Source organism: Paenibacillus sp. GCM10023252 (assembly GCF_042653305.1).
In the GTDB taxonomy this organism is placed as follows: Bacteria; Bacillota; Bacilli; order Paenibacillales; family Paenibacillaceae; genus Pristimantibacillus.
Genome location: NZ_JBHSHW010000040.1, coordinates 1 through 24,159 on the forward strand (window position 1 = coordinate 1; position 24,159 = coordinate 24,159).

Genomic DNA, 24,159 nt, shown 5'->3' on the forward strand with positions numbered 1-24,159 from the left:
TTTGCAACTATTCCATCCTAGCGAGCTGTCTCCTCAAGTGAGCACACCTACTTTTGAGACAGCCCCCGGGGTGAGTATAGTTCATCCTCCCCAGCATCCGATCGCCGGTTATATAATTCGAATTGTGAACGGCGGCGACCTGCTTCAAGCAAGCCGCTGCCTCAAGATTCGATAACCGAAGGAGCGATCTATGATGACAATCATCAACAAGCAATCGAGCGGTCTAAGGCTGGCCGGGGAGAGCGGAGCGCCAATACTGAATTACAACGTGCCTGAACCGACAACCTACAGCGGCAGAACGTATATTGAGATGGACTTCGCAGACAGCAACTTCCTCCCAAGTCCTTCGGCGGGAGCTGCATTAGCTGCAGGGCTGGCCGCCCCGCAAGTCGCAAGGATGATGGATGCCAGCCCTGCTGGTCCGCTGGACTCACTGGAGCTAATGCGCCGGACACGACTCTCAGGAGAGAGAATGACGACTCGGCTGGCAGAGCTGACGGAGGAAGAGGTCGAGCTCGAAGCCAGACATGGCCGCAAGCTTGCCATTCATCGCACGATGACAGGCGCATTGTCCTGCAGCTTCCTTCAGGAGCAGCCGTCTGCACTGGAGCAGGGCGGCACACAGGCTTATGCCGCTCTACTGCCAGTGGATCAATTGCTCCCCATTGATGATGGAGGACTCGATGACCCTCCCCTGGATCCGGAACCGGTTAAGCTCTCGGTATCCTTCACCGCTCCAGCTGCGGAAGCTTCCCTACACGGCCCTCATACAGGAGCAACCGTAGATATTAGAGGCAAGGCCTCTGTCATTCAGGGCGGAGGAACGATCTCGTCTGTGAAGGTGAAGATCGGTAGTGCCCCATGGAGGCAGGCCCAGCTGTCAGGCTCCGACTGGCTGCTAGCCGGCGCTGTCATTACGGAGCAGGGCGCCGTTACCATTCAAGCGGATGCCGATCACTCAGGGGGACTTAACAGCTACATCTCCTCGAGGAAGGTGAACGTCACACTGGATCCCGCGCCAGATCGCACGGTTCCTGTCGTGAAGATTATCTCCCCAGCAGCAGGTGCGGCTCTTGCAGCCAATAATGGACCGGCAGCGAATATTACCGTACAAGGAACCGCGTCCGATGATCGCGGCGTTCAGCGGGTGGAGCTGCAGCTGGACAGCAGTACGCCAGTCCTCGCAGATACGACGAACGGCTACGCGACATGGAGCAAGCCGCTCTCTGTGCCGCCTGGTATTCATGCGATCAAGGCTTACTGCTACGATGCAGCTGGGAATAAGTCGGAGACCAGCCTGAATGTGAGTGTAGATGCAACGGCACCGACGATTGGCATTACCTCCCCTCAGGATAATGCTCAAGTTGCAGGCTCATATACTCAAGGTGCTGTTATAGAGGTGACAGGCACGGCTGCAGACGCCGGCGGCATCAAGCTAGTAGAGCTATCCATTAATGATAACCCCGTCTATGTGCCTGCTGTGGAGAAGGCTCCGGGAGACTGGTCCACCTGGAAGGCTTCGCTCAAGGTTGACTTGCCGGGTCTCTGTGTCATTAGAGCGCGTGCGACGGATCACTCGGGCAACACGATGCAGGCAAGTACGCAGGTGAAGGTTACGATCATGCCTGAAGTCAGTTCAAGGAAGAATCGGCTAATCCTTGTTGAGACGTACCGCCTGTCTTCCTTCTTGGCCGATTACGGCGCAGGACGCACGCTGAAGACGTTCTCCTTGCTGCCGGGGGAGAAGAGCAAGATTAGTATCCGAACGTACGCGCAGAAGGAAGAGACGATGAAGAGCGCCTCGACTATTCTAGACTCCGTGACGGACGATATCGCCGATGAGTTCGAGAAGTCGATCGGAAGCGAGACGACGAACAAGACAGGGTATGAAGAGAGCAATGAATACAAGCTCGAGGCAAGCATGGGGGTATCATGGGGAGGCTGGCTTAATGCCTCGGCAAGCGCTTCTACCAGCGGAGCGACCAATGCGGCTCGCGAGCAGCTGACGAAGAATATCGTGAGCTCCACGCAGAAGCATGTGGCGAAGGCTTCCGCGCGGCGAGACCTCCAGATTAATACGACCTCCGAAGTGAAGAATACAAGCTCGGAAGAGACCTCCATCGTGAGGGAGATTGAGAATATTAATATGAGCCGCACGCTTAACTATGTGTTCCGGCAGATGAATCAGGAGTTCATCACCTTGCTGCATCTCGTAGATGTGCGGGTTGGGTTCTTCCGCGATGAGAAGATTGAAGGGAAGCCGAACAATTACTATCGTGAAGTGACTCTGCCGGAGCTGGACTCGCTGCTGCATGAAGTGGTTGTAGAAGATAAGATATCGGATGTCAAGAATGCGATTATGCATCAGCTGATGAATATATTCGACTACCAGGATCGTCATCATGCCTTCGTTGAGAAGGAGCCGTTCAAGGATGAGAATGGACAGACGATTCCGCTATCCGAATACTTGCGAGTTAAGAAGGACTACACCTCGGAGTATAAGGATGAAGCGACCGGCACATCCATTACCGTTCCAGGTATCATTATGGCGGCGAACCATCATGTGCTTCGTACAGACGGGGTTGTGGTGGAGGCGGTACTGGGGCAAGGGGAAGCGCTAGATGAGTACTCTAGCAGTCTGCAGGCTCAGTCCGTTCGAGAGAGGGAGCTGAAGAATGACATGCTGCAGGCCGAGGTGCGAATGAAGGAGCTGGCGCTCCAGATTCTGCAGTCCAAGGATGAGGCTGCCGCACAGCTGTATGCCTTGCTTAATCCTCAGCCGACGAAGGAAGACGAAGAGGAAGAGCAAGCCGTGCTGACGGTGTAGGAGAGGGGACTGATAGGCATGGATTGGGAAGTAACCTTAAGCCTGCGCAACAAGTTCAAGATTGAGAATGAGAAGGCGCTTGGCAATAAGGATAAGGCAGCGGTTGTCAGCAACAAGGAGTTGATTAAGAAGTACAATACCATCCATAAGCTCCTTAAGAAGCTGATTCAATCTCCGACTGCGGCTTACGTGCTTGATTTTCACAAGGTTCATATGCAGTACTTGCTTATCGTGTTCATGGCGGTTAAGAAGATGGAGCAAGTCACCGAGACGGTAGCCCAGATGCAGATGAATGTAGAGCAGTACCTTGTGCTTACGGAGAGGGTGCTGCGTCATATAGAGGAGATGCCTAGTGATCCGCTGCCTGGACTTAATCCGATGGATGAGATGGCGCTTGCTGCCGACCGGGAGTTCGCTGTGTTCCATGACGAGATTATTCAGGACTACCAGCAGCTTGCGACAGATAACTTGAGGAACATTACGCACTGCGCTGTGCACGGGTATGATATCTATCGTGCTACAGCTGCGGACGCCAGGCATCTGCTGGAGCTGCTGAATGCGACGGTACCGGCTTCCGACCCGGAGAAGATTGTGCTGGAGTCGAATAAGAAGGTTATTCGAGATATTATCTACTCCATGGATCGAGTACAGAGAATGAGCCAGCGTGCGGAGAAGGCTATTCCAACAGCTCAGCAGCAGCTAGAGCATGCAAGTAACTTTGTTAAGTACTCAGATAAGTAATAGGAAGACTGGGACTGGAGACTGGAGATTGGAGCGTGGTGCGCTCCAGTCTCTTTTACATGGAATAATGACAGCAATTGCGCATCCCTCCTACAATAGCGCACAGCCTCCTACGAACCTGTTCGGATTGACAAATAATTTATAGGAAATTGTTGACAGTTGACGGGCGGCGCGCTACGATAAGAGCTAAGGACATGCTGATAGTGAGCTGCGCCGGATCAAGCTTCTGAAGGAGTCAGGCCATGGTTTACGATGGAATACTGATTGGATTAATTTTCGGCTTTGTTCGTTACGGCTTCATGAACGGCTTGCATGCCCTAGCCAATCTTCGCATTCGCGGAGGATTAATCTTCCCCGTACTGCTCGCCGCCCAGTTTCTTGTATTTTATTTGCAAGAGAACAGCAGCTTCTTCCTGCAGTTCAACGGATGGATGTTCATCCTGATCTATGTGGCTGGACTGACGGTATTGTGGCTGAATCGAAGAGAAGACGGCTTTTGGTTTATTTTCCTAGGCGTATTCCTGAACTTCCTGGTCATGCTCGTGAACGGCGGCAAGATGCCGGTCTCTGTCGAGGCCGCTTCGGTACTCGACCCTGTCTATCTGCAGATGCTGCAAGAGGGCACTGTCGTATCCAAGCACATCCTGCTGGATCATACGACGAGGCTAGGCTTCCTGGGAGACATCATCCCGCTCTCTCCTCCTTATCCTCGGACTCAGGCAATTAGCATAGGGGACATCATTATGAACGTGGGGATCTTCATGTATCTCAAGTCCATCATGCTGAGACAGAGTACGGCTAAGAACAACCTTCGTACATCCAAGACCCTTCACATACATAATTAATCTTAATGAAGAAAGGAGCACATCCCATGAAAAAAATCAACTTCGCACGTCTAGCGCTGAATACGGTTATCGTAGCTTCCGTTGTTATCGCTCTGACATCTGGTTTCCGCATTGGTTAATTTCTCTTACATCTCTTAATAGAATAGGTTAATATTAAGGAAACATGTCGTTGTGACGTGTTTCCTTTTTCAATATATCTTCGGTGCCCAAGGAGCTGAGAGTCGTGAATGTCGCTAGAGGAACTATTTTGAAGTTAATAATAGGACTTCGGCAGCCGGGACATCGCTATGCGATTGTATTATCTGTTGCGGGAATCTTGTGCTTCGCAACAACGTTAAGAGAATCCTACGCACAATACGGACTATCGGATTGGATTTTAATCTATGCGATGGTAGGAGCCGTATTAATTTTTCAACATTTTATGTTTCAGATTCCTCCTGAAGGCAATCAGCAGTCGATGGATTCCTCCGTTTTTCTAGCTTGTATATTTATTTATGGTGACAAGTTTACTCTATTAATATTATTTATCAGCTCTATTATTTTTGCCATTAACCGACGTAAGGTCGCATGGTGGAAGCACGTGCTTAATTTTTCCATCTACACGTTTATGATTTTAGGCTCTGCCGTTACTTTCCGACTGTTAGAAGGGACACCAGGCACTTTCCAATCCAATAACTTAATTGCATACATATTGGCGCTTAGTGTGTATTTCATACTGAATGTCTTGATGGTAGGGATATACTATTTCCTGCTATACAAGGGGAAGCTATTTATCATTATTAAGGAAATTATTAAGGACGCCTTGTTCGCATATTTGAGCACGCTGTTGCTGTCGCTCGTGCTTGTTATCCTAATTACGAACAACCGACTGTTCGGGTTGTTCCTGTTCTTATCCATTGGTATGCTATTGTCTCATGCCTTCCAACAGCTATTCTTAATCTATAGTCAGATGAGCGAGAAGGCTAACAAGGATCAGCGAACGAGCTTGTTCAGCCACAGCTACTTCGAGGACAAGCTTGAGGAGCATATGAAGCTGTACCGGGATGATCACAAGACGTTCTCGCTTGCTCTGCTCGATCTGGATGACTTCAAGCGGTACAATGACAGCTTCGGACATCTTCAAGGAGACCGGCTGCTCAGCTTCTTCGGCAATCTCGTTAGAGAAGAGTGTGAGCTTAAGGGATTCACGGCTGCCCGCTACGGCGGCGAGGAATTCTCGATCATAATGCCAGGATTAACGGAGGCGGAAGGGAGGGAATTTATTAACGTACTGCGTCGCAAGACGAATGATTCTACCTTCACCGGAGTTGAAGTGTTCCCTCATGGCTGCATCTCCTTCTCCGCCGGCATTGCGGAGATGAAGCAGGACCTGTACGATAAGTCTCAGCTCATTGACCATGCCGACCAAGCTCAGTACATATCCAAGTCCAAGGGGAAGAATACAGTATGGATGCACAGTGAGAGGGCGGACACCAATGCTCTTCCGGAGGGACATGCTAAGGATCTTGAGGAGATCGAGCAGCAGGTCAGGATCTTCATGTCGAAGGATATCTATACGTACAAGCACTCCAAGCGGGTCTATTCGTATGCGCTGGATATTGCAGAGTTCCTGCAGTTGAATGAAGAGGATCGCAGGCTGCTCGTGCTGGGGGCCTTCATTCATGACATCGGTAAGATTGAGATTCCCCGTGACATTCTGAACAAGAAGTCGAGACTCACCGAGGGCGAGTGGGAGATGGTGAAGAAGCATGTCACTTGGGGGAAGGAGATCTTGCTTGCTTCAGGAAGGTACCGCGAGCTTGTTCCGCTCGTCGAGCTTCATCATGAACGATATGACGGCAAGGGTTATCCGCATGGCTTGAAGGGCGAAGAGATTCCGCGGCTGGCCCGTCTGCTCTGTATTATTGATTCCTTCGATGCGATGACGACAGAGAGGCCTTATCAACGTACGAAGACGTATGAGGAAGCACTTGAGGAGCTCCAGGTATGCTCCGGCTCGCACTTCGATCCAGAGCTTGCGGCGCAGTTCATGACGTATGTGAAGAACACGATTCTGAGCAGGAAGCAAGCTTCCGCTGCTGCAGAGCAGGTGTAGACAGGAATTGAGTAATGACTTGTGGAGGGGAATGACCTCTGCAGGTTTTTTTTTTATACACACAGATGCCCCAATCTATCCAAAATAGTCTATTAATCTAGTACCGTATGCCGACTGGATACATATAAATAGATTACAAATAATCCCTCAGGATAACTTGGGGGGAGAGATGGAGGATGATTGCATGTTCTGGTGGCAGGATCCATTCTGGACGGGCTGTTACTACAGTGATAAGTATTATTGCAGCTGTGGTTGCGGCAAGAGCAAAGACAAATGCAAGCACAATGACAAAAGCTCGGGGGACCGCAGCGACGGCAGCCGCGGCAATCGCAGTAATGGCCGTGTGAATGGACTAGGGGAGCTGGTAGGGCAGGTTGTCAAAATTAACCGCGGAGGTCCAGAGTCTATACAAGGGAAGCTGCTAGCTGTCAAAAGCGACTATCTTGTCTTGCTGGCGAAGGAAGGTGTCGTCTATGTAAGCACAGATCATATTAAAAGTGTGACTGTAGTAAAGGACGGCAACAAAGATGGAAACTTGACGAATGGTGGACGAGATCCATTCATACAGGCGAATAACTTCCGAGGTGTGCTTAGACAGCTCACGAACAACTTCGTTCAGATGAACTGGGGCGGGCCTGAGAAGGTAGAAGGCTTCTTGGCTGAAGTTCGTCAGAATACAGTATTGTTAGTAACTAAGGACCAGGAAATTGTTAGAGTCCAGATTAGTCATATCCGCTCCATTAAAAAAGATAACAAAAACAATAAGAGTGACAACCAGTCTGGCGGCAACAAGTCAGGGAGTAAATCCGGAGGCAAATCTAGAGGTCAAGTGGTGAATGCAGCTGCTACCCGCAGCAGCCGTCGCACAGGTTCAGTCCCCGTCATGCGTTCGAAGAGGCGTTAACGAAGTCAATAATACAAGAAGCCCCGCTGCAGTTGGAATTGCATCCGCTAGTTTGCTACTATTAGGGATGTGAAAAAACGCAGCGGGGTGGTGGATAGAATGAAGCAAGCAGAGCATACAAACATGATTCAGCTCATGCAAGCAGGATATAATGACTTAAAAGCCGGTCATACCGAGCAGGCCTGCGAGCACTGGTGGAAGCTATGGCAAGCGATTAAGGAAGTGATGCGTACAGAAGGGCCAGACACGATGGAAGCCTTCGATGAGGAGCTAACAGGCGGTCCTGAACCCGTCTACAACTGGTCTTCAGACTTCGATATGGCATTAGCTAATCTATCGGATGAGCATAGCAATTGGGCGGAGAGAAGGCTGGCCTTCTGTTCAGAGTACCTCGCTTCCTCCAGCGACAAGGATGATTACAACCAGTGGAACCGAAGACAGACGATTGCGGAGATGCACTATAAGCTGGGGGATGCGCCGAAGGGGAATGAGCTGTTCGAAGCGTACCTGAAGGAGAATCCGGAATGGGGCTGGGGCTGGATGGCCTGGTCCGATATGTACTGGCTGTTCGGTGAACCAGAACTCAGAGACACCGATCGCGCTATCCACATTCTGAAGCAAGCACTCGAGCATGTGCAGGAACGGGAAGAACGAACGGAGATTATGGATCGGCTGAATACGTTGTATATAGAGCGCGGCATGACAGACGAAGCTGACGCCGTGAGCAAGGCGCAGAGAGCAATGTACGGCGAATTGTAACGATAAGCCTTCCGGACCCATACACGACAAGACCCCAGTGCCATCATATTGGCGCTGGGGTCTTCCGATTACTTGGCAGATACAATCATAACCGTAGGGTGCTCCGACAGTGACAGCTCCTCCAAGCTCTCCAGATAACGAATGTCCGGTCGCTGCAAGGGTGTGCGGATACGGGTGACGATGGCATCCTGCCCATCGCTAAGCTGAATCTTCGTGCCAGGAGGATAGGGCGGAATGGCCTTGAGGAAGGCGTGGACGATAGCTTCGGAGTAAGTCATTCCGTTCTGCCCCATAATGACTTCGATGGCTTCATGAGGCTGAACACCCTCATCAGTAATTAAGTGATCATACAAGTTGCACAGCGCGCAGATCTGAGCATATCTATGCACTTGGTCTCCTTGAATGCCGCGGGGGTAGCCTCTGCCATCGATCGTCTCATGATGCTGGAAGGCTACATGCGCAGATACAATGCTAATCTCCCACACGCTTCGCATAATCTCGAAGCCCTTCTCCGGGTGCTTGGCCGGATCATCCAGCTCCGCAGCCTTGCCAATATCATGAAGAATGCATCCGAGAGCCAGATCCCGAAGCTGCAGCTCCGTGTAGCCTAGATGCTTGCCAACCTGGAGGGACATTAGGCACACGTTCACAGCATGCGCATAGATCCTCATCTCCTGGCCAATGACGGTTGAAGGGATAGGGAGCAGGATAGGGCGGGTTCTTAGCTCGCCTAGCAGTTGTCCGATACATTGAAGGACACTTCGGAGCGGTATAGGCTGCTGCAATCGAATCGCGTCGAAGCACTGCTTCACAATGCTCATAATGTTAAGCCAGGTCGGCATATCTAGCATCTCTTCCAGCGTAATGCCTTCAGATTCCTTATCCTCTACAATAAGATGAGAGATATGAATCGCTCTCAGCCGCTCGAGATACTTAGGATGGATCGTCGTTCCTTCAGCAAGTAGAATTCTGCGCCTTGAATCATAGACAGGCTTCGCTAGCTGCATCGTATTCTGGTCATAGTGGTTGATTGATATCAAGCGCAAGGGTGTTCACTCCAATTGTCAACATAAGCAAGCTAGCCATAGTTTATCATAGACCTTATATTGGAAGGAACCACATCTTGCAGGATTAAGGCTATTCTTCCTCATTAGGAGGAAGCTCTGGTATCGTAGTCGGCTCTACTTCAGGAATTGGCTGAGGAGTCACTTCTGGCTTCGGATGCTCCGGAGGTTCGAATTCAGGCACGGACGGCGGAGTGACCTCAGGCTTATCAGGATGAATGTCAGGCAGCTCCGTTGGTTCAGGCTGATTCATATACATAACGTTCTCTCCTCTCATGTGTATCCGTATAAGTCCAATTACCCAATTGCGTGGGGAGAGTAACAGAGGAGAGCTTAGAGATTGTGATACAATGTGGTGTGTGTGTGTGTGTGAAAAGAAAGGAGACCCCATCCATGTTCGATCCTACTGTATTCGATAACCTCAAGGTGGCGATTGAGAATGAAGTCTATGACCTGGACAATCTAACGGGGCAGATTGCCGTGACGAATCGAATGGATCGATTAGAGCTGGCACTCATGTCCAGACACTTCGCTCTTGAGTTCAAGCAGACGGGCTTGAACAGCGATGTGCTCGCTGAGGTGTACCTGGAAGCATCACTTAAGGACCTGGCGGCTGAGATACTGGAGATGACCGGGGAGCAGCCTGGCTGCACGCTGCAGGTCCGATTCTACATGTTGCATCCAGACATGCCTGCTAGATGCGAGCTGATCTCCCGGATCATTGAAGAGGTCTGGCAGCCAGAGGTCGAGCCGCTACAGACGATTAGCTACAATTATGGCTCCGAGCCTAAGCTGTACAGCAATACGATTACTGTGAACTTCCCCAGCCGAATTAATGAGGATCAGATGGAGGATCTATCTCGGTTGATTGGACACGTCGTCAAGACGCTTGGTCGTCTTAATTCCATATAGCCTGCTTACAGGGACCTAGAGCCTTCTACATGGATGTAGAGGGCTCTTCATCGTGTCCACATCAGTCGCTGCAGACTCTATTGGAGCAACAATTGTATCATGCGGCCTTCATCTCCCTCATAAGATAATACATGCGGATACCGTCGAACTTTGTCCAAGGGATAGGGAAGGGAGGAGAGCGGCGGGTGAGATTCGAGCTGAGTGAGGATGCGGAATGGGTGCGAAGCACGGTAAGAGAATTCGCTGAGGGGGAGCTTGCCGCTGGGGCAAGTGTGCGGGATGAGGAAGAGCAGTACGACAAGAATGTATTCAATCAGTTAGCCCGCATTGGACTGACCGGAATTCCGTGGCCGGAGCAGGAAGGCGGCGCGGGCAGCGACTGGCTGACCTATGCGATAACGGTGGAGGAGCTGTCGCGGGTGTGCGCTTCAACCGGTGCTTCACTAGCTGCGCATGTTCATGCTTCACTCATTATCTCAAGGCAGCAATGTGAAGAGCGAAGGGGCCTTATTCTTCGTGAGCTTGCGGAAGGCAAGCAGCTCGCAGCTTATGCGAGTATGGAAGGCTGCGAACTGCTGGGAGAGGAACTCGTGCTGGGAGGGGTCTGCCGTCATATTGCCAATGCCGGCTCTGCAGATCTCTACGTCATCCTGCTGCCAGACCACGGAGCTGCCCTGATGCTGAACCTGACTGCCGCTGGATTCGAACTGGGTGCCCAGGAGAGCAAGCTGGGGCTGCGCTCCCTGTCTACGAGAGAGCTTCAATTCCTGGACTGCCGAGCAGCTAAGGATCAGCTGCTGCTGCTCAAGCAGCATGGAGACGGTCCTGCACTTCCAGATCTGGAGCTCTTAAGCTCGGCTGTGCAGGCTGTTGGAGTCGCTCAGGCTGCAATGGAAGCAGCTGCCGCTTATGCCAAGAGCCGCAGCCAGTTCGGTAAGCGAATCGGCCAGCACCAGGCGATCGCGTTCAAGATCGCTGATATGGCAGCGAAGCTGGAAGCAGCCAGATTGCTTGCCTATCAGGCAGCGTGGAGGATGGATGAAGGACTCTCCTGCTGGAAGCAGGCCGACATTGCAGGCAGGTTCGCTGCGGAGGCAGCGGCTGCAATTACGACTGAAGCGGTTCAGATCTTCGGCGGATACGGCTATATGCGCGAGTACCGGGTGGAGCGCTACATGAGAGACGCACAGAGCATTGGGGCTTACCTGCCTAGCAGCGGCAACAGAGGGCGGTGCGGTCATGCATGAGACCGTCATCGCCGGAGGTGCAAGGACAGCCTTCGGGAAGCTGGGCGGCATATTCCGCAGCGCTTCAGCCGCAGAGCTTGGAGCTATTGCCATTCAAGGAGCTATTCAGCGTACCGCGACGAATGGGGCCGAGGTGGATCAGGTGTTGATAGGTATGGCGGTGCAAGCGGGGGCCGGACAGAATCCAGCCAGGCAGGCAGCCCGACTAGCGGGCCTGGATTGGAGTGTCCCCGCAGAGACGATTAACAAGGTCTGCGCATCTGGACTTCGAGCGATTACGCTCGCGCATCAGATCATTCGCTGCGGCGGAGCCCAGCGAATCGTGGCAGGCGGTATGGAGAGCATGAGCAATATTCCATATGCCAGCTATAGTACGAGGTGGGGAAGCCGGATGGGGCATACGAAGCTGACGGATCTGCTCATTCAAGATGGATTAACGTGTGCCTATGACCATGTCTTAATGGCACAGCATGGCAATCGAGTAGCGGCTGAGTATGGCATCAGCCGGCAAGAGCAGGATGAGTGGGCGCTGCGGAGCCACGTCCTAGCCGTCTCTGCTGCCGGGGCAGGCAGGCTTGCCGAAGAGATTGTGCAGGGAGAGTCGGGGGGCGAGGGCAAGCAAGGGGCCTCTGCTACTAATAGCGCTAATACCGGGCAGAGCGACGAGGGTCCCAGACCGGATACCCATGCTTCCAAGCTGGCTGGATTGCCTTCAATTACGGGCAGTGACGGTACGATTACAGCAGGCAACGCTCCTGGTGTGAACGATGGAGCCGCAGCTGTTGTCGTCCTCTCGAAGGAGCTGGCTGAGCGGGAAGGACGACAGGGATACGCAGTTATCCTAGGCCACGCGGAGATAGGCGTGGAAGCACCGAACTTCGTGACCGCTCCAGCGCTTGCGGTACAGAAGCTTCTCCATCAGACGGGATACTCGGCAGCAGCGATAGATCTCTGGGAAGTGAACGAAGCGTTCGCTGCCGTCGTGCTGGCTTGCGGCCGGCATGTGCCTTGGCCTGCTGAACGGGTCAATGTGAACGGGGGAGCGATAGCACTCGGTCACCCTATTGGAGCAAGCGGAGCGAGGATTGTGCTGACCTTGATTCACGAGCTCCGCAGACGGGGCGGCGGACTTGGCATCGCAGCCATCTGCAGCGGGGGCGGCCAAGGAGACGCGCTGCTTGTGCGAGTCGAAGGCTAGCTGGGGAGTAGCAGAGGAGACGGAAGAGATGCAGGACATATAGGAGATGCACGAGATGTAGGAGATTCACGAGATACACGAAATACAAGAGATGCACGAGATACACGAGATGCAGGAGATGCATGAGATACAGGGGATGCAGGAGATGCATGAGATACAGGGGATGCAGGAGATGCATCAGATACAGGGGATGCAGAGACATAGGGGAGGAGGAGACTGCTATGAGAGACCCCACCGAGCCAATAGAGCCATCTAGTTCATCCGAGTCATTCATGCCTACAGAGCTATACAACCCATCCAACCCATCCAACCCATCCAACCCATCCGACCAATCCAAGCCATTCATGCCGTTGCCATCCAGACCATCCAAGGAAGCCATTCAATCTATCATGGTAGCCGGAGCTGGACAGATGGGAAGCGGCATTGCCCAGGTTGCTGCCGCAGGCGGGTACTCCGTTATCCTCTGTGATCTATCCCTTCAAGCCGCAGAGCGCGGACTGGGCAGCATCCAGGCCAGCTTGGCCCGCAGCGTAGCGAAGGGGCGCATGACCTCGGAGCGAGCAGCCGAGATTGCCGGACGGATCTCCTTGACCGGCGATATGGAGGAGGGAGCGCCTTGGGCAGATCTAGTCATTGAAGCCGTGCCTGAGCAGCTGGAGCTGAAGCTTCAGCTGTTCGAGACACTGGATGCGAGATGTCCGCCGCATGCTATTCTGGCGAGCAATACGTCCTCTGTTCCGATAACGACGCTCGCTGCTGCAACCCGCAGACCGAGCCAAGTCGTCGGCATGCACTTCATGAACCCTGTCCCTGTCATGCCCCTGGTCGAGGTGATAAGGGGACTTGCGACGAGTGACGAAGTGTTCGAGGAGACGGTCACGCTCGCTACCTCTCTGGGCAAGACCCCGATTGAGGTTCGGGACTCACCGGGATTCGTGTCCAATCGCATCTTGATGCCTATGATTAATGAAGCGATCTATGCGGTATACGAAGGGGTTGCAGAGCCGGCAGCCATTGATCAAGTGATGAAGCTAGGCATGAGCCATCCGATGGGACCGCTGACGCTTGCTGACTTCATCGGACTAGATACGTGTCTATCTATTATGGAGACCCTCCATGCCGGGTTCGGAGGCGATTCCAAGTATCGGGCATGCCCTCTCCTCAAGCAGTACGTGGCAGCGGGCTGGCTCGGCAGGAAGACAGGTCGCGGCTTCTACACGTACGGGGAAGTGTAGGGAGGAGAGTGCAGCTATGGAGCTGCGGTTCACGGAGGAGCAGGAGGCGCTGCGTGAGGAAGTTCGCCTTTTTGCCAAGGGAGAGGTTGCAGCGGCTGTGCAGGGGATGGAGGAGCAGGAGCAGTTCCCGGCCCAACTGCTGCGAGCGGTGAGGGCGCGGGGCTGGATGGGCATCCCGATTGCTCGGGAGCTTGGTGGGGCTGGGGGCGACTATATCTCTTATATTGCGGCCATCCATGAGATCTCGAAGGTCAGCGCTGCGCTCGGCGTTATTCTGTCGGTGCACACATCTGTGGGCACCCTGCCGATCGTTGAAGAGGGCACCGAAGCTCAGCGGCAGCATTATGTGCGGAGGCTTGCATCGGGACAATGGCTTGGCGCCTTCGCCTTGACCGAGGCCGAAGCGGGCTCAGACGCCGCATCCATGCGCACGACTGCTGTTCGCGACGACGAATGCTATACCCTGAATGGTTCCAAAATCTTCATAACCAACGCCGGTGCGGCAGATCTCTATCTCACCTTCGCCGTCACCGAGAAGGGAGCCAGATCGCGCGGCATTACCGCCTTCCTCATCGAGAAGGGGACGCCGGGCCTTCGCATTGGTCCGCCGGAGCGCAAGATGGGGCTGCATGGCTCGAACACGTGCGAGCTTGCCTATGAAGGGATGGCCGTGCCGGCAGCGCAGCGTCTTGGCCGGGAAGGACAAGGCTTCGCCATCGCGCTCGCCGCGCTCGACGGCGGCCGAATCGGCATTGCCGCGCAGGCGCTTGGCATCGCCGAAGCAGCTCTGGAGGCGGCGCTGCCGCTAGCGCCTCCCTCGCCCTCGAGGCAAGCGCAGCTAGCAGAGCTGGCTGCGCAGGTCGAAGCGGCGCGCCTCCTCGTCTACCGCGCCGCTTCCCTGAAGCAAGCCGGCCGGCCTTGCACGAAGGAAGCCTCCATGGCGAAGATGTTCGCCTCCGATACCGCCGTAGCGGTTACCGGTCAAGTTATTCGCCTGCTTGGGGCCTCGGCCTGCGACAACAGTCTGCCGCTCGCCCGGTACTTCCGCGATGCGAAGGTGACACAGATCTATGAAGGGACGAATGAGATTCATCGGTTGGTCATTAGCAATATGATGCTGAGATAGGGAGGTGGCCGTCATGAGTGAACCTAGCTCTAGTTCAAGCTCTAGCGCTGGCTCTAGCTCGATCCCAAGCCCAATCCAAGACTCAAGTTCAGGCTCTGGCTCTGGCTCTAGATCCAGCTCAATCTCAAGCTCCAGCTCCAGCTCAATTCCAGGCCTAAGCCCAAGTTCAGCCTCAGCAGGCCTCCGGCTCCGCCAGGCGCTCGAGCTGGAGCGCCCCCTGCAGATCGCAGGCGCCGTTAACGCCTACTCTGCCCTGCTCGCAGAGCGTGCAGGCTATCGGGCGCTATACCTGTCGGGAGCCGGTATAGCCAATGCTTCCTTCGGGCTGCCTGACCTTGGCATGACCACGATGAGCGAAGTGCTGGACGACGTGCGCAGGATAACGGCCGTCACGGAGCTCCCCTTGCTCGTCGATGCCGATACCGGCTTCGGTCATGCCTGGCAGATTGCCAGATGCATTCAGGAGATGGAGAGAGCCGGGGCTGCAGCGGTTCATATTGAGGATCAAGTCGCTGCCAAGCGGTGCGGGCATCGGCCCAACAAGGCCGTCGTCTCCCGGGAGGAGATGGCGGACCGAATAAGGGCTGCCGTTGATGCGAGGCGGGATGAAGCCTTCGTCGTCATGGCCCGGACAGACGCGGTGGCTGCGGAAGGCATCAACGCTGCGATTGAACGGGCTATAGCCTACGTTCAGGCTGGGGCGGATATGATTTTTGCCGAGGCGCTCACTTCCCTGGATCAGTACCGGCGCTTCGCTGACGAAGTCCGCGTGCCAATCTTGGCGAATATGACGGAGTTCGGTCGTACGCCTCTCTATACGATCACGCAGCTGGAGCAAGCAGGTGTGAGCATCGCCTTGTACCCGCTATCCGCATTCCGGGCGATGAGCGCGGCCGCTGCATGGGTGTATGAGACCATTCGGAAGGACGGTACGCAGCAGGCTGCCCTTCCTCACATGCAGACACGGGCAGAGCTGTATGAAGTGCTGAAGTACGAGAGCTATGAGCAGCGGCTGGATCAGCTGTTCGCGGACAATGAGCAGAGGGGGAAGGACAATGGCCATTAGGAAGAGCGGGGGACTCGCGGATATTACGGCAGGCAGAACCGCTATCTCTACCGTAGGCAAGGAAGGCAGAGGATTAACGTATCGCGGGTATTCCATTCAAGATCTCGCTGCAAGAGCGACCTTCGAGGAGACAGCGTATCTGCTCATCTATGGACAGCTTCCGAATGAGGCGCAGCTGACGGCCTATCGGAGCAGGCTTGCCGGCTTAAGGAAGCTGCCCGGCGGTCTGCTCAAGATACTGGAGCAGCTTCCGGCCAAGACGCATCCGATGGATGTGCTGCGTACCGGCATCTCGGCGCTTGCCGCCTTCGAGCCTGAGGAGGAAGGCAGAGGCCAGGCGGAGCTGGCGGAACGGCTGCTGGCGTGCAGCCCGTCTATCTTGCTCTATTGGCATCATTACAAGACGAGCGGCAATCGCATCTCGACGGACAGCGGTGAGGATGAGGGAGCTGCGGGATACTTCCTCAGGCTGCTTCATGGACGTGTCCCCAGCGAGCTGCATGAGCGGGCGATGGACGTCTCTCTCATCCTCTATGCGGAGCATGAATTCAACGCCTCCACATTCGCTGCCCGGGTGACGGCTTCAACCTTATCCGACTTCTACTCTGCTGTGACGACCGGCATCGGCACGCTGCGCGGCTCGCTTCATGGAGGAGCGAATGAATGGGCGATGGACCTCATTGAGAAGTTCGACAATCCCGAAGAGGCGGAGCGGGGCATCGTCCAGCTGCTGGCGCAGAAGCGGCTCATTATGGGCTTCGGCCACCGCGTCTACTCTATCTCCGACCCTAGATCAGACATTATTAAGCGCTGGTCGAAGCGACTGGCGGAGGAGGCGGGCGAGTTCAAGCTGTATGAAGTATCCGAGCGTATCGAGCGCGTCATGATGCGGGAGAAGAAGCTGTTCGCGAACCTCGACTTCTATAGCGCCTCTGCTTATTACAGCCTTGGCATTCCTACGCGGTTCTTCACACCGATCTTCGTCTTATCCCGTATTAGCGGGTGGTCGGCGCACATCATGGAGCAGCGTGACAATAACCGGTTGATTCGGCCGACAGCCGACTACAGCGGACCTGATCCGCTCCCTTGGTTACCCCTCGAGCAGAGACTCTAAGGAAGGCAGGTGAGCCTAACATGACCGACATATCCATCTCGACCAGCAACGCCAGACCTGAACCGGATTCACTCCTCCAGCGCATTGCCGCTTATGCGGCCTATTATGTCGTCGACAGCCCGGAAGCTTACCAGACTGCTCGGCTCTGCTTAATGGATTCACTCGGCTGCGCTCTCCTCGCGCTGCGTTATCCGGAGTGCACGAAGCTGCTGGGTCCCCTCGTCCCAGGCACGGCCGTTGCGAAGGGAGCCCGTGTGCCGGGCACGTCCTTCCAGCTGGATCCTGCTGCAGCCGCCTTCAATCTGGGCACGATGATTCGATGGCTCGATTACAATGATACGTGGCTCGCAGCGGAGTGGGGCCATCCTTCAGACAACCTCGGAGGTATCCTTGCCGTTGCCGATTACATCTCCCGGAGCGGGGCCGGAGCCATTCCGATGCGCGATGTGCTGACAGCGATGATCAAGGCGTATGAGCTGCAGGGCATCCTAGCACTGGAGAATAGCTTCAACCGGGTAGGGCTGGACCACGTCATCCTGGTGAAAATCGCCTCAACCGCCGTCGTCACCCATCTCCTCGGCGGCACGAAGGATGAGATCATCGCGGCGGTGTCCAACGCCTGGATTGACGGGCATTCGCTGCGTACCTACCGGCATGCGCCGAACACGGGCTCGCGCAAGTCATGGGCAGCCGGCGATGCAACTAGCCGCGCTGTCTGGCTGGCTACGCTGGCACTGAAGGGCGAGATGGGCTATCCGTCGGCACTGTCCGCGGAGGGATGGGGATTCTCCGACGTCCTGTTCAAGGGTCAGCCCATCCGCGTCACGCGAGACTTCAGCTCCTATGTCATCGAGAATATCCTGTTCAAGATCGCTTATCCCGCGGAATTCCATGCACAGACCGCCGTGGAATGCGCGATCCAGCTCCATCCGGAGGCAGCCGAGCGGCTGGATGAGATCGAGCAGATCATATTGACTACACAAGAGTCTGCTCTGCGCATCATCGACAAGACGGGTCCGCTTCATAACCCGGCCGATCGAGATCACTGCCTGCAGTATATGGTCGCTGTCGCCCTGCTTCATGGACAGCTGACTGCAGATCATTATGAAGACGTCGCGGCACAGGATCCACGCATTGATGCGCTGCGCGAGCGGATGGTGACGTTCGAGAATGCCCGCTACACATCGGAGTACCTGGATGAAGGGAAGCGTTCCATCGCGAACAGCGTCCAGATTCTGTACCGGGATGGAACCGCGAGCGCCAAGGTAGAGGTGGAGTTCCCGATCGGCCATCGCAGCCGGCGCGCGGAGGGCATACCGCTGCTCGAGCAGAAGTTCGAAGTCAATGTCGCTTCGCGCCTGTCGCCGAAGCAGGTGAAGGCGGTGCTGGCCGTCTGCCAGGATCAGGAGCGGCTGGAGCAGATGCCGGTCCATCGGTTCATCGACTTATTCGTCCTGTAGCGTTATGATAGGGGCATGAAGAACTTATTGTTAACCGGCTATCGCGCCCATGAGCTGGGCATCTATGATCAGAAGCATAAGGGAATTCCCTATATTAAGAAGGCTCTCTACAACAAGCTCCTTCCGCTCGCTGAGCAAGGCTTGGAATGGGTCATTACGCCGGGGCAGTTCGGTGTCGATCTGTGGGGCTGCGAGGTCGTCCTTGCACTGAAGGAGCAATATCCATCGCTGAAGCTGTCTATTCTATCTGCTTATCTGAACCCTGAGGAGAAGTGGAAGGAGGAGAAGCAGACGTACTATCGCGACATCGTCAGGCAGCTTGATTATTACGGCTTCGTCAGCAAGCAACCCTATCAAGGAGGCTGGCAGCTGAAGGCTCGGGATGAGCTTCTTGTCCGGAAGACGGAGGGGCTGCTATTGTTCTACGACGAGGAAGCAGCGGAGAGCGGTGCGCGGTTCTACAAGGAGAGGGCGCTGGGCAAGCAGCAGAGCGGAGAGAGCTATGAGCTGATCCTCATTACCGCGGATACTGTGCAGAGCATCGCCGAGGATGAGAGCATGAGCCGGTTGGATGAAGTCTATGAATAGCGTGAAAAAAAAGGGCCGTACCAAGGTGTATAATCACCAGGTGACGGCCCTTACAATAGAATAGGCTAGTGTGAATTCGCTCCGCCATCCCCGTCGTTCATAAGGCGTGCCAGCTCGAACAGCTTGAACAGCAGGCTTAGAATAATGGCCGATACCGTGGCGAGAGCCATACCGGATAACGAGAAGTCTCCGAATACAACCTTCGCGCCGCTAAGTCCGGTCACGAAGACGATCGTCGTCAGGTAGAGATTGGCCGGCTTGCTGTAGTCGACCTTGCTCTCGACGAGCATGCGCAGCCCGGAGGCAGCGATGACACCGAATAGCAGCAGGGATACACCGCCCATGACCGGTGTTGGTATGCTGGCCACGAGAGCGGAGAACTTGCCGAAGAAGGACAGGATGATGGCAATCACGGCTGCGCCTCCGATGACGAATGTCGAGTACACGCGCGTGATGGCGAGGACGCCAATATTCTCCCCATAGGTGGTGTTAGGCGTCGCTCCGACGAAGCCGGATAGGATCGTCGAGATGCCATTGCCGAGCATGGACCGGTTCAGGCCGGGATCCTTGGACAGATCCTTGTTCACGATGTTGCCCGTTACGACCAAGTGACCGATATGCTCCGCAATGACAACTAGAGAAGCGGGGACGATCGTCAGGATCGCCGCCCATTCGAACACAGGGGTTGTGAACGCTGGCAGGTCCAGCCAGCCTGCTTCGGCTACCGCGGTGAACTTCGTCATGCCCATGAGGTAAGCTGCGAAGTAGCCCGTTATGATTCCGATGAGAATCGGAATGATTCGCATGAATCCGCGGAACAGCACGGAGCCAAGTACGGTGACGCCCAGCGTAATGAGAGATAGCACAATGGTCTTGCCGTCCGGAGACCAATCAGGCTTGCCGTCCGATATCCATCCAGACATCCTCGCAGCAACTGGAATCAGTTCCAGTCCGATGACCGCTACGATCGCGCCCATCGCTGCCGGAGGGAAGACCACGTTAATCCACTTCGTACCGGCGAGCTGAATGATGAGGGCTACGATACAGAACACTACGCCAGCGGCAATGAAGCCGCCAAGCGCCGCTGCATAACCGTCTCCCCCGGAGGCAGACTGACCGATAACTGCTCCCGCTGGAGCGATGAAGGCGAAGCTGGACCCCAGATAAGCGGGAATTCTACCCTTACATATGAAGAGATAGAGAAGCGTTCCGATTCCGTTCATAAGCAAGCAGACGGCGGGATCAACGCCGAGCAAGTTCGGCACGAGTACCGTTGAGCCGAACATGGCGAACAGATGCTGGAAGCTGAGCATCAAGCTCTGGCCAAGCGGCGGTCTTTCTGTTATTCCAATTGCATTCTGCATAACGAACTGTATTCCTCCGTCTAATTGATTCTAGGTGCGGCGTTAGCCTTCATAACCTTAACGATTGTACCTGCTATCATTAGGATTGACAATTACCCTGTCAGCTAAGCGCTAATAGCTTCTGAGCAACTATATAGCCGGAGCCTCCATTGATGCCATGGCCCGGCCATGTGGCTGCACCGAGCATGAACAAGTTCGGAATATCCGTCTGATGACTCGGCTGCGCAGGCAGCGGGCGGAGCAGATAGCTCTGGGCAAGGTCATGAGCCCCGCCGTACGGATCCCCAGGACCGCTGTTCGGGTTGAATCTTGCAATCGCAGCTGGTGTGATGACATGCTTCGCTAGGACAGCGCTTGGAATGTTCGGAATATGCTTGCTGACCACATGAAGCACTCGCTCGGTGAACCGTTCGGTCAGCTCCTCCGTCCAGGTTCCATCCCCAACATCGATCTCTCCAGCCGCATCACCACGTGGCCGGCATGGCACCTCCAGTACTTGAATCCGCATGATGGCCTTCCCTTCAGGTGCGCGCCCCGGATCGAGATTCGTAGGACAATCAACCGTGAAGGTAGGCTTAATCGGGAGCAGATCCGCCATTCCCTGAGCGATCGCTTGCGTGAAGCCGTCCAGTCCATCGGTGAGGTGAGGCTGACCGACCTTCGCGAAGCGGGAATCCGGCCAGGCTGGAGGCTCGCTCAGCGCCAGCTGAATCTGTACGCAGCCTCGTCCGTAACGGTAATTCTTAGCCTGCTCTACTAGTAGCGGGGAGAGGGACTCTCCCTCCAGCAGGGACAGATAGAGCTGATCAGGCCCTGTGGATGCTACTACGGCCAGCTTGGCCCCCAATGTCTCCCCCTCCGCCGTGGTCACTCCGACAGCCTTCCCGTGCTTCATGACAATGCGCTTCGCCAGCACCCCGGTCCGAATACTTCCTCCCCCATCCGTAATGAGCTTCACCAGTGCTTCCGCCAGCTTCTCACTTCCTCCTTCAGGGATCGGCATCCCGCCTCCCATCAGTGCCATTGCGGTGAGAGGCACCCATAGTCCGCTGCCGACTTCATCCGGTGTTCGGCCAAGATGGGTTACCCAAGGGGCGAGCATCGCCCGCATGACTGGGGACTGGAATCCGCTAACCGCCTGCCTTGCTGTGGATAGGAAGGAAGCAGCGAAGGCGGAATAGCCCGGCTTGCCTTCATCATGCAGCAGATTGTGAATCGTCGACGACGCTTGCTTGCTCGTGAGATCCTGATTGAATAGGGAGAATACATCGCCTGCATATGGCTGGAAGTCACCGAACAGCTTGGCAAGCACGGCCCCATCTCCTGGTGCAAGGCGCTCGGCTTCGGCGATAAGCTCATCCATCGACCTGGAGAAGACGGCTGTTCGCCCATCCTCCATAGATACCCCGGTTGGCAGATCTGTATTCACATAGCTCAGTCCTCTAGTCTCAAGCTCCTTGCCTAGATCGGCATAAGCAGGTCCCGTCAAGAAGAGGGGATGAGCAGCGGAGTAGACGTCGTGCTTGAAGCCCGGCAAGGTAAGCTCCTCCGTTCGCAGGAATCCGCCCGCCCGATCGTTCCTCTCCAGGACGAGTACGCTCCTCCCTGCCCGGCTAAGGTAAGCGGCAGCTACTAGCGCGTTATGACCGCTTCCTATGAAGATGATGTCATATTTTTTCAACCTTCATCATTCCCTTCCATTCTAATCTCGCCACTTATACTATCTTAGTTCGCGCGTGGGAGTTGGCGAATCCTGTCGGGGTGTCTTCCTGTTGAAGGACAGCAGGCAATGAAGTACACTTCTGTGTGAAGGAGTGGTTATCTATGGAATCTAGATTATTCACGGTAAGCGAAGCGAACGCCATGCTGCCTGCACTGCGCGAGGAGCTCGGCAAGCTGCAAGCACTGGTAAGCGATATAGAGGATAAGTACACGGAGCTGAAGAGGGCGAAGAGGGAGCAGCACTCCGAGCCAAGTGTGGCGGTGGACCTCTTTTTCGAGGAAGAGGGAGTTATTGAGTTCATGAAGATGGAAGCTGACCTCATGCTTGGCAACTTCCACAGACAAGGTGTGCTTGTGAAGTCGATTAGTCCAGGCCTTCTAGACTTTCCAGGCTTGCTGGGCGAGGAGTCTATCCTGCTCTGCTGGAAGGAAGGCGAAGAGCGGATTACCCATTACCACGGCTGGCATGACGGATTCATAGGGCGGAAGCCATTGGCGGAATAGCCTATCAACGAGAAGCCTGCCCTGCCCCACTTGTTTAGGCCCACCTAAGGAACGGGTACATAGGCGATGAAGCGGGCTGGATGTTTAATCACCCACAGGGAAATAATGAACAAGAAGGCAGCCTAGAACGGAGGGTATTATTCATGTCACTAACGAAGGAACAGCGTATTACTCTGCACGGATTCAACAACTTGACCAAGTCACTCAGCTTCAATATGTATGATATCTGCTTCACTCGGACGAAGGAGGAGCGGGAGGCGTATATCGCCTACATAGATGAACAATACAATGCAGATCGTCTGACCGGTATTCTCCAGGCGGTTACCGATATTATCGGAGCGCATGTCCTCAATATCGCGAAGCAGGACTATGATCCGCAAGGAGCAAGTGTCACGATTCTCGTCTCGGAAGGTCCAGTGGAGGAGGCGCCGAAGGCTTCCTTCGATGAATCGCCCGGTCCGCTGCCTGCCGATGCGGTGGTCATGCATCTAGATAAGAGCCATATTACGGTGCACACTTATCCCGAATACCACCCCGATGAAGGAATCAGCACCTTCCGGGCCGATATTGACGTCTCTACTTGCGGAGAGATCTCCCCGCTTAAGGCGCTTAATTATCTCATTCATTCCTTCGATACGGACATTATGACGATTGATTACCGGGTACGAGGCTTCACGAGAGATATTCATGGGCACAAGCTGTTCATCGACCACGATATCAGCTCCATTCAGAATTATATTCCGGAGGAGATCAAGGATCTGTATCACATGATTGATGTGAACGTATATCAAGAGAATATTTTCCATACGAAGTGCAGGCTGCGGGAGTTCGACCTCAACAACTACTTGTTCGGCTACACGAAGGACAAGCTGAGCGCCCTGGACCGTCGTGAGATTACCGAGAGTGTCCAGATGGAGATGGATGAGATCTTCTACGGCAAGAACATCTACTGACAGGAGGGATCTGCAATGGCAAGAAGAAGCAGGCGGAAGCTGCTCGTCCCGGGTGCTGAACAGGCGATGAGCCGATTCAAGGGAGAAGTGATGAGGCAGGAAGGCTATACGGTTAACCCCGAGCGTCCGGATGATGTGAAGATTGAAGTGGCTGAAGCGCTGGGCATCCCCCTCCAGTCCGGCTATAACGGCAATCTGAAGACAGAGGATGCCGGCCAGATCGGTGGACAGATTGGCGGCACGATGGTGCGAGAGATGATCCGAATGGCACAAGAGAAGCTGGCGAACAGCACGAATCATCCCGACCGCTAACCGGCCGATAACCTGTGAATATCCGACTAATAATAGACCAATAACCGACTAATAACCGACTAATAACCGAGAAGCTTCGAGCCGTTCGCCCCCGTGCGAACGGTTTTTTTTCATACAGATCCT

At 54.6% G+C, this 24,159-nt stretch carries 22 protein-coding genes; 18 read left to right on the top strand and 4 right to left on the bottom strand.

From position 1 onward, the window contains the following. The first annotated feature begins 190 nt into the window (after window positions 1–190). From ACFO9Q_RS21885 to ACFO9Q_RS21910, 6 genes are all read left to right on the top strand, one after another. Window positions 191–2,827 carry an Ig-like domain-containing protein gene (locus tag ACFO9Q_RS21885; RefSeq protein ID WP_379185714.1) on the top strand — a complete coding sequence of 879 codons (2,637 nt, stop codon included), beginning with the start codon at window positions 191–193 and terminating at the stop codon, window positions 2,825–2,827. Between the two features lie 18 nt (window positions 2,828–2,845). Next, window positions 2,846–3,568: a hypothetical protein gene (locus ACFO9Q_RS21890; RefSeq protein WP_379185715.1), complete on the top strand. Its 723-nt coding sequence runs from the start codon at window positions 2,846–2,848 to the stop codon at window positions 3,566–3,568. Between the two features lie 242 nt (window positions 3,569–3,810). Then, window positions 3,811–4,413 carry a DUF5317 domain-containing protein gene (locus tag ACFO9Q_RS21895; protein WP_379185716.1) on the top strand — a complete coding sequence of 201 codons (603 nt, stop codon included), beginning with the start codon at window positions 3,811–3,813 and terminating at the stop codon, window positions 4,411–4,413. Window positions 4,414–5,227: 814 nt separating this feature from the next. Beyond that, window positions 5,228–6,508, top strand: coding sequence for an HD domain-containing phosphohydrolase (locus ACFO9Q_RS21900; RefSeq protein ID WP_379185717.1), 1,281 nt, complete (start codon window positions 5,228–5,230; stop codon window positions 6,506–6,508). Between the two features lie 184 nt (window positions 6,509–6,692). Further along, window positions 6,693–7,412, top strand: a complete 720-nt coding sequence (locus ACFO9Q_RS21905) for a hypothetical protein (RefSeq protein WP_379185718.1) — start codon at window positions 6,693–6,695, stop codon at window positions 7,410–7,412. Between the two features lie 99 nt (window positions 7,413–7,511). Beyond that, window positions 7,512–8,171, top strand: a complete 660-nt coding sequence (locus tag ACFO9Q_RS21910) for a tetratricopeptide repeat protein (protein WP_379185719.1) — start codon at window positions 7,512–7,514, stop codon at window positions 8,169–8,171. 68 nt (window positions 8,172–8,239) lie between these two features. Here ACFO9Q_RS21910 and ACFO9Q_RS21915 read toward each other — a convergent pair whose 3' ends face one another. Further along, window positions 8,240–9,217, bottom strand: a complete 978-nt coding sequence (locus ACFO9Q_RS21915) for an HD-GYP domain-containing protein (RefSeq protein ID WP_379185720.1) — start codon at window positions 9,215–9,217, stop codon at window positions 8,240–8,242. 91 nt (window positions 9,218–9,308) lie between these two features. Beyond that, on the bottom strand, window positions 9,309–9,494 hold the full coding sequence (locus ACFO9Q_RS21920) for a hypothetical protein (RefSeq protein ID WP_379185721.1): 186 nt from the start codon (window positions 9,492–9,494) through the stop codon (window positions 9,309–9,311). Between the two features lie 134 nt (window positions 9,495–9,628). On the opposite strand from ACFO9Q_RS21920, the gene ACFO9Q_RS21925 reads away from it, so the two are divergent. The 9 genes from ACFO9Q_RS21925 to ACFO9Q_RS21965 all read left to right on the top strand — a co-directional run bounded on the left by ACFO9Q_RS21925 (window position 9,629) and on the right by ACFO9Q_RS21965 (window position 19,181). Then, window positions 9,629–10,147, top strand: a complete 519-nt coding sequence (locus ACFO9Q_RS21925) for a hypothetical protein (protein WP_379185722.1) — start codon at window positions 9,629–9,631, stop codon at window positions 10,145–10,147. 185 nt (window positions 10,148–10,332) lie between these two features. Next, window positions 10,333–11,394 (top strand): acyl-CoA dehydrogenase family protein, encoded by a 1,062-nt coding sequence (locus tag ACFO9Q_RS21930; protein WP_379185723.1) that lies wholly within the window; start codon window positions 10,333–10,335, stop codon window positions 11,392–11,394. Further along, window positions 11,387–12,592 (top strand): acetyl-CoA C-acetyltransferase, encoded by a 1,206-nt coding sequence (locus ACFO9Q_RS21935; RefSeq protein WP_379185735.1) that lies wholly within the window; start codon window positions 11,387–11,389, stop codon window positions 12,590–12,592. The genes ACFO9Q_RS21930 and ACFO9Q_RS21935 overlap by 8 nt, the downstream gene beginning before the upstream one ends. Before the next feature lie 344 nt (window positions 12,593–12,936). Beyond that, a complete protein-coding gene (locus tag ACFO9Q_RS21940; protein WP_379185736.1) occupies window positions 12,937–13,827 on the top strand; it encodes a 3-hydroxybutyryl-CoA dehydrogenase in 891 nt (296 codons plus the stop codon). Window positions 13,828–13,843: 16 nt separating this feature from the next. Continuing rightward, a complete protein-coding gene (locus ACFO9Q_RS21945) occupies window positions 13,844–14,953 on the top strand; it encodes an acyl-CoA dehydrogenase family protein (protein WP_379185724.1) in 1,110 nt (369 codons plus the stop codon). A gap of 13 nt (window positions 14,954–14,966) precedes the next feature. Next, window positions 14,967–16,019 (top strand): methylisocitrate lyase, encoded by a 1,053-nt coding sequence (prpB, locus tag ACFO9Q_RS21950; RefSeq protein WP_379185725.1) that lies wholly within the window; start codon window positions 14,967–14,969, stop codon window positions 16,017–16,019. Next, on the top strand, window positions 16,009–17,133 hold the full coding sequence (prpC, locus tag ACFO9Q_RS21955; protein WP_379185726.1) for a bifunctional 2-methylcitrate synthase/citrate synthase: 1,125 nt from the start codon (window positions 16,009–16,011) through the stop codon (window positions 17,131–17,133). The genes prpB and prpC overlap by 11 nt, the downstream gene beginning before the upstream one ends. Window positions 17,134–17,153: 20 nt before the next feature. Next, a complete protein-coding gene (locus ACFO9Q_RS21960; RefSeq protein ID WP_379185727.1) occupies window positions 17,154–18,593 on the top strand; it encodes a bifunctional 2-methylcitrate dehydratase/aconitate hydratase in 1,440 nt (479 codons plus the stop codon). Between the two features lie 15 nt (window positions 18,594–18,608). Beyond that, on the top strand, window positions 18,609–19,181 hold the full coding sequence (locus tag ACFO9Q_RS21965; RefSeq protein ID WP_379185728.1) for an SLOG family protein: 573 nt from the start codon (window positions 18,609–18,611) through the stop codon (window positions 19,179–19,181). A 65-nt stretch (window positions 19,182–19,246) separates the two neighbouring features. Here the strand turns inward: ACFO9Q_RS21965 and uraA are convergent, their stop codons facing one another. Together uraA and ACFO9Q_RS21975 are read right to left on the bottom strand one after the other, a co-directional pair. Beyond that, on the bottom strand, window positions 19,247–20,545 hold the full coding sequence (gene uraA / locus ACFO9Q_RS21970; RefSeq protein WP_379185729.1) for a uracil permease: 1,299 nt from the start codon (window positions 20,543–20,545) through the stop codon (window positions 19,247–19,249). Window positions 20,546–20,645: 100 nt separating this feature from the next. Beyond that, on the bottom strand, window positions 20,646–22,226 hold the full coding sequence (locus ACFO9Q_RS21975; protein WP_379185730.1) for a phytoene desaturase family protein: 1,581 nt from the start codon (window positions 22,224–22,226) through the stop codon (window positions 20,646–20,648). Window positions 22,227–22,369: 143 nt separating this feature from the next. Here ACFO9Q_RS21975 and ACFO9Q_RS21980 point away from each other — a divergent pair, with 143 nt between their 5' ends. The 3 genes from ACFO9Q_RS21980 to ACFO9Q_RS21990 all read left to right on the top strand — a co-directional run bounded on the left by ACFO9Q_RS21980 (window position 22,370) and on the right by ACFO9Q_RS21990 (window position 24,036). Next, the gene (locus tag ACFO9Q_RS21980; protein WP_379185731.1) at window positions 22,370–22,771 is read left to right on the top strand and encodes a DUF2203 domain-containing protein; all 402 of its coding nucleotides are present in this window, start codon (window positions 22,370–22,372) and stop codon (window positions 22,769–22,771) included. 143 nt (window positions 22,772–22,914) lie between these two features. After that, a complete protein-coding gene (gene speD, locus ACFO9Q_RS21985) occupies window positions 22,915–23,724 on the top strand; it encodes an adenosylmethionine decarboxylase (RefSeq protein WP_379185732.1) in 810 nt (269 codons plus the stop codon). Window positions 23,725–23,739: 15 nt separating this feature from the next. After that, on the top strand, window positions 23,740–24,036 hold the full coding sequence (locus tag ACFO9Q_RS21990) for a small, acid-soluble spore protein, alpha/beta type (protein WP_379185733.1): 297 nt from the start codon (window positions 23,740–23,742) through the stop codon (window positions 24,034–24,036). The last annotated feature ends 123 nt before the right edge of the window (window positions 24,037–24,159 follow it).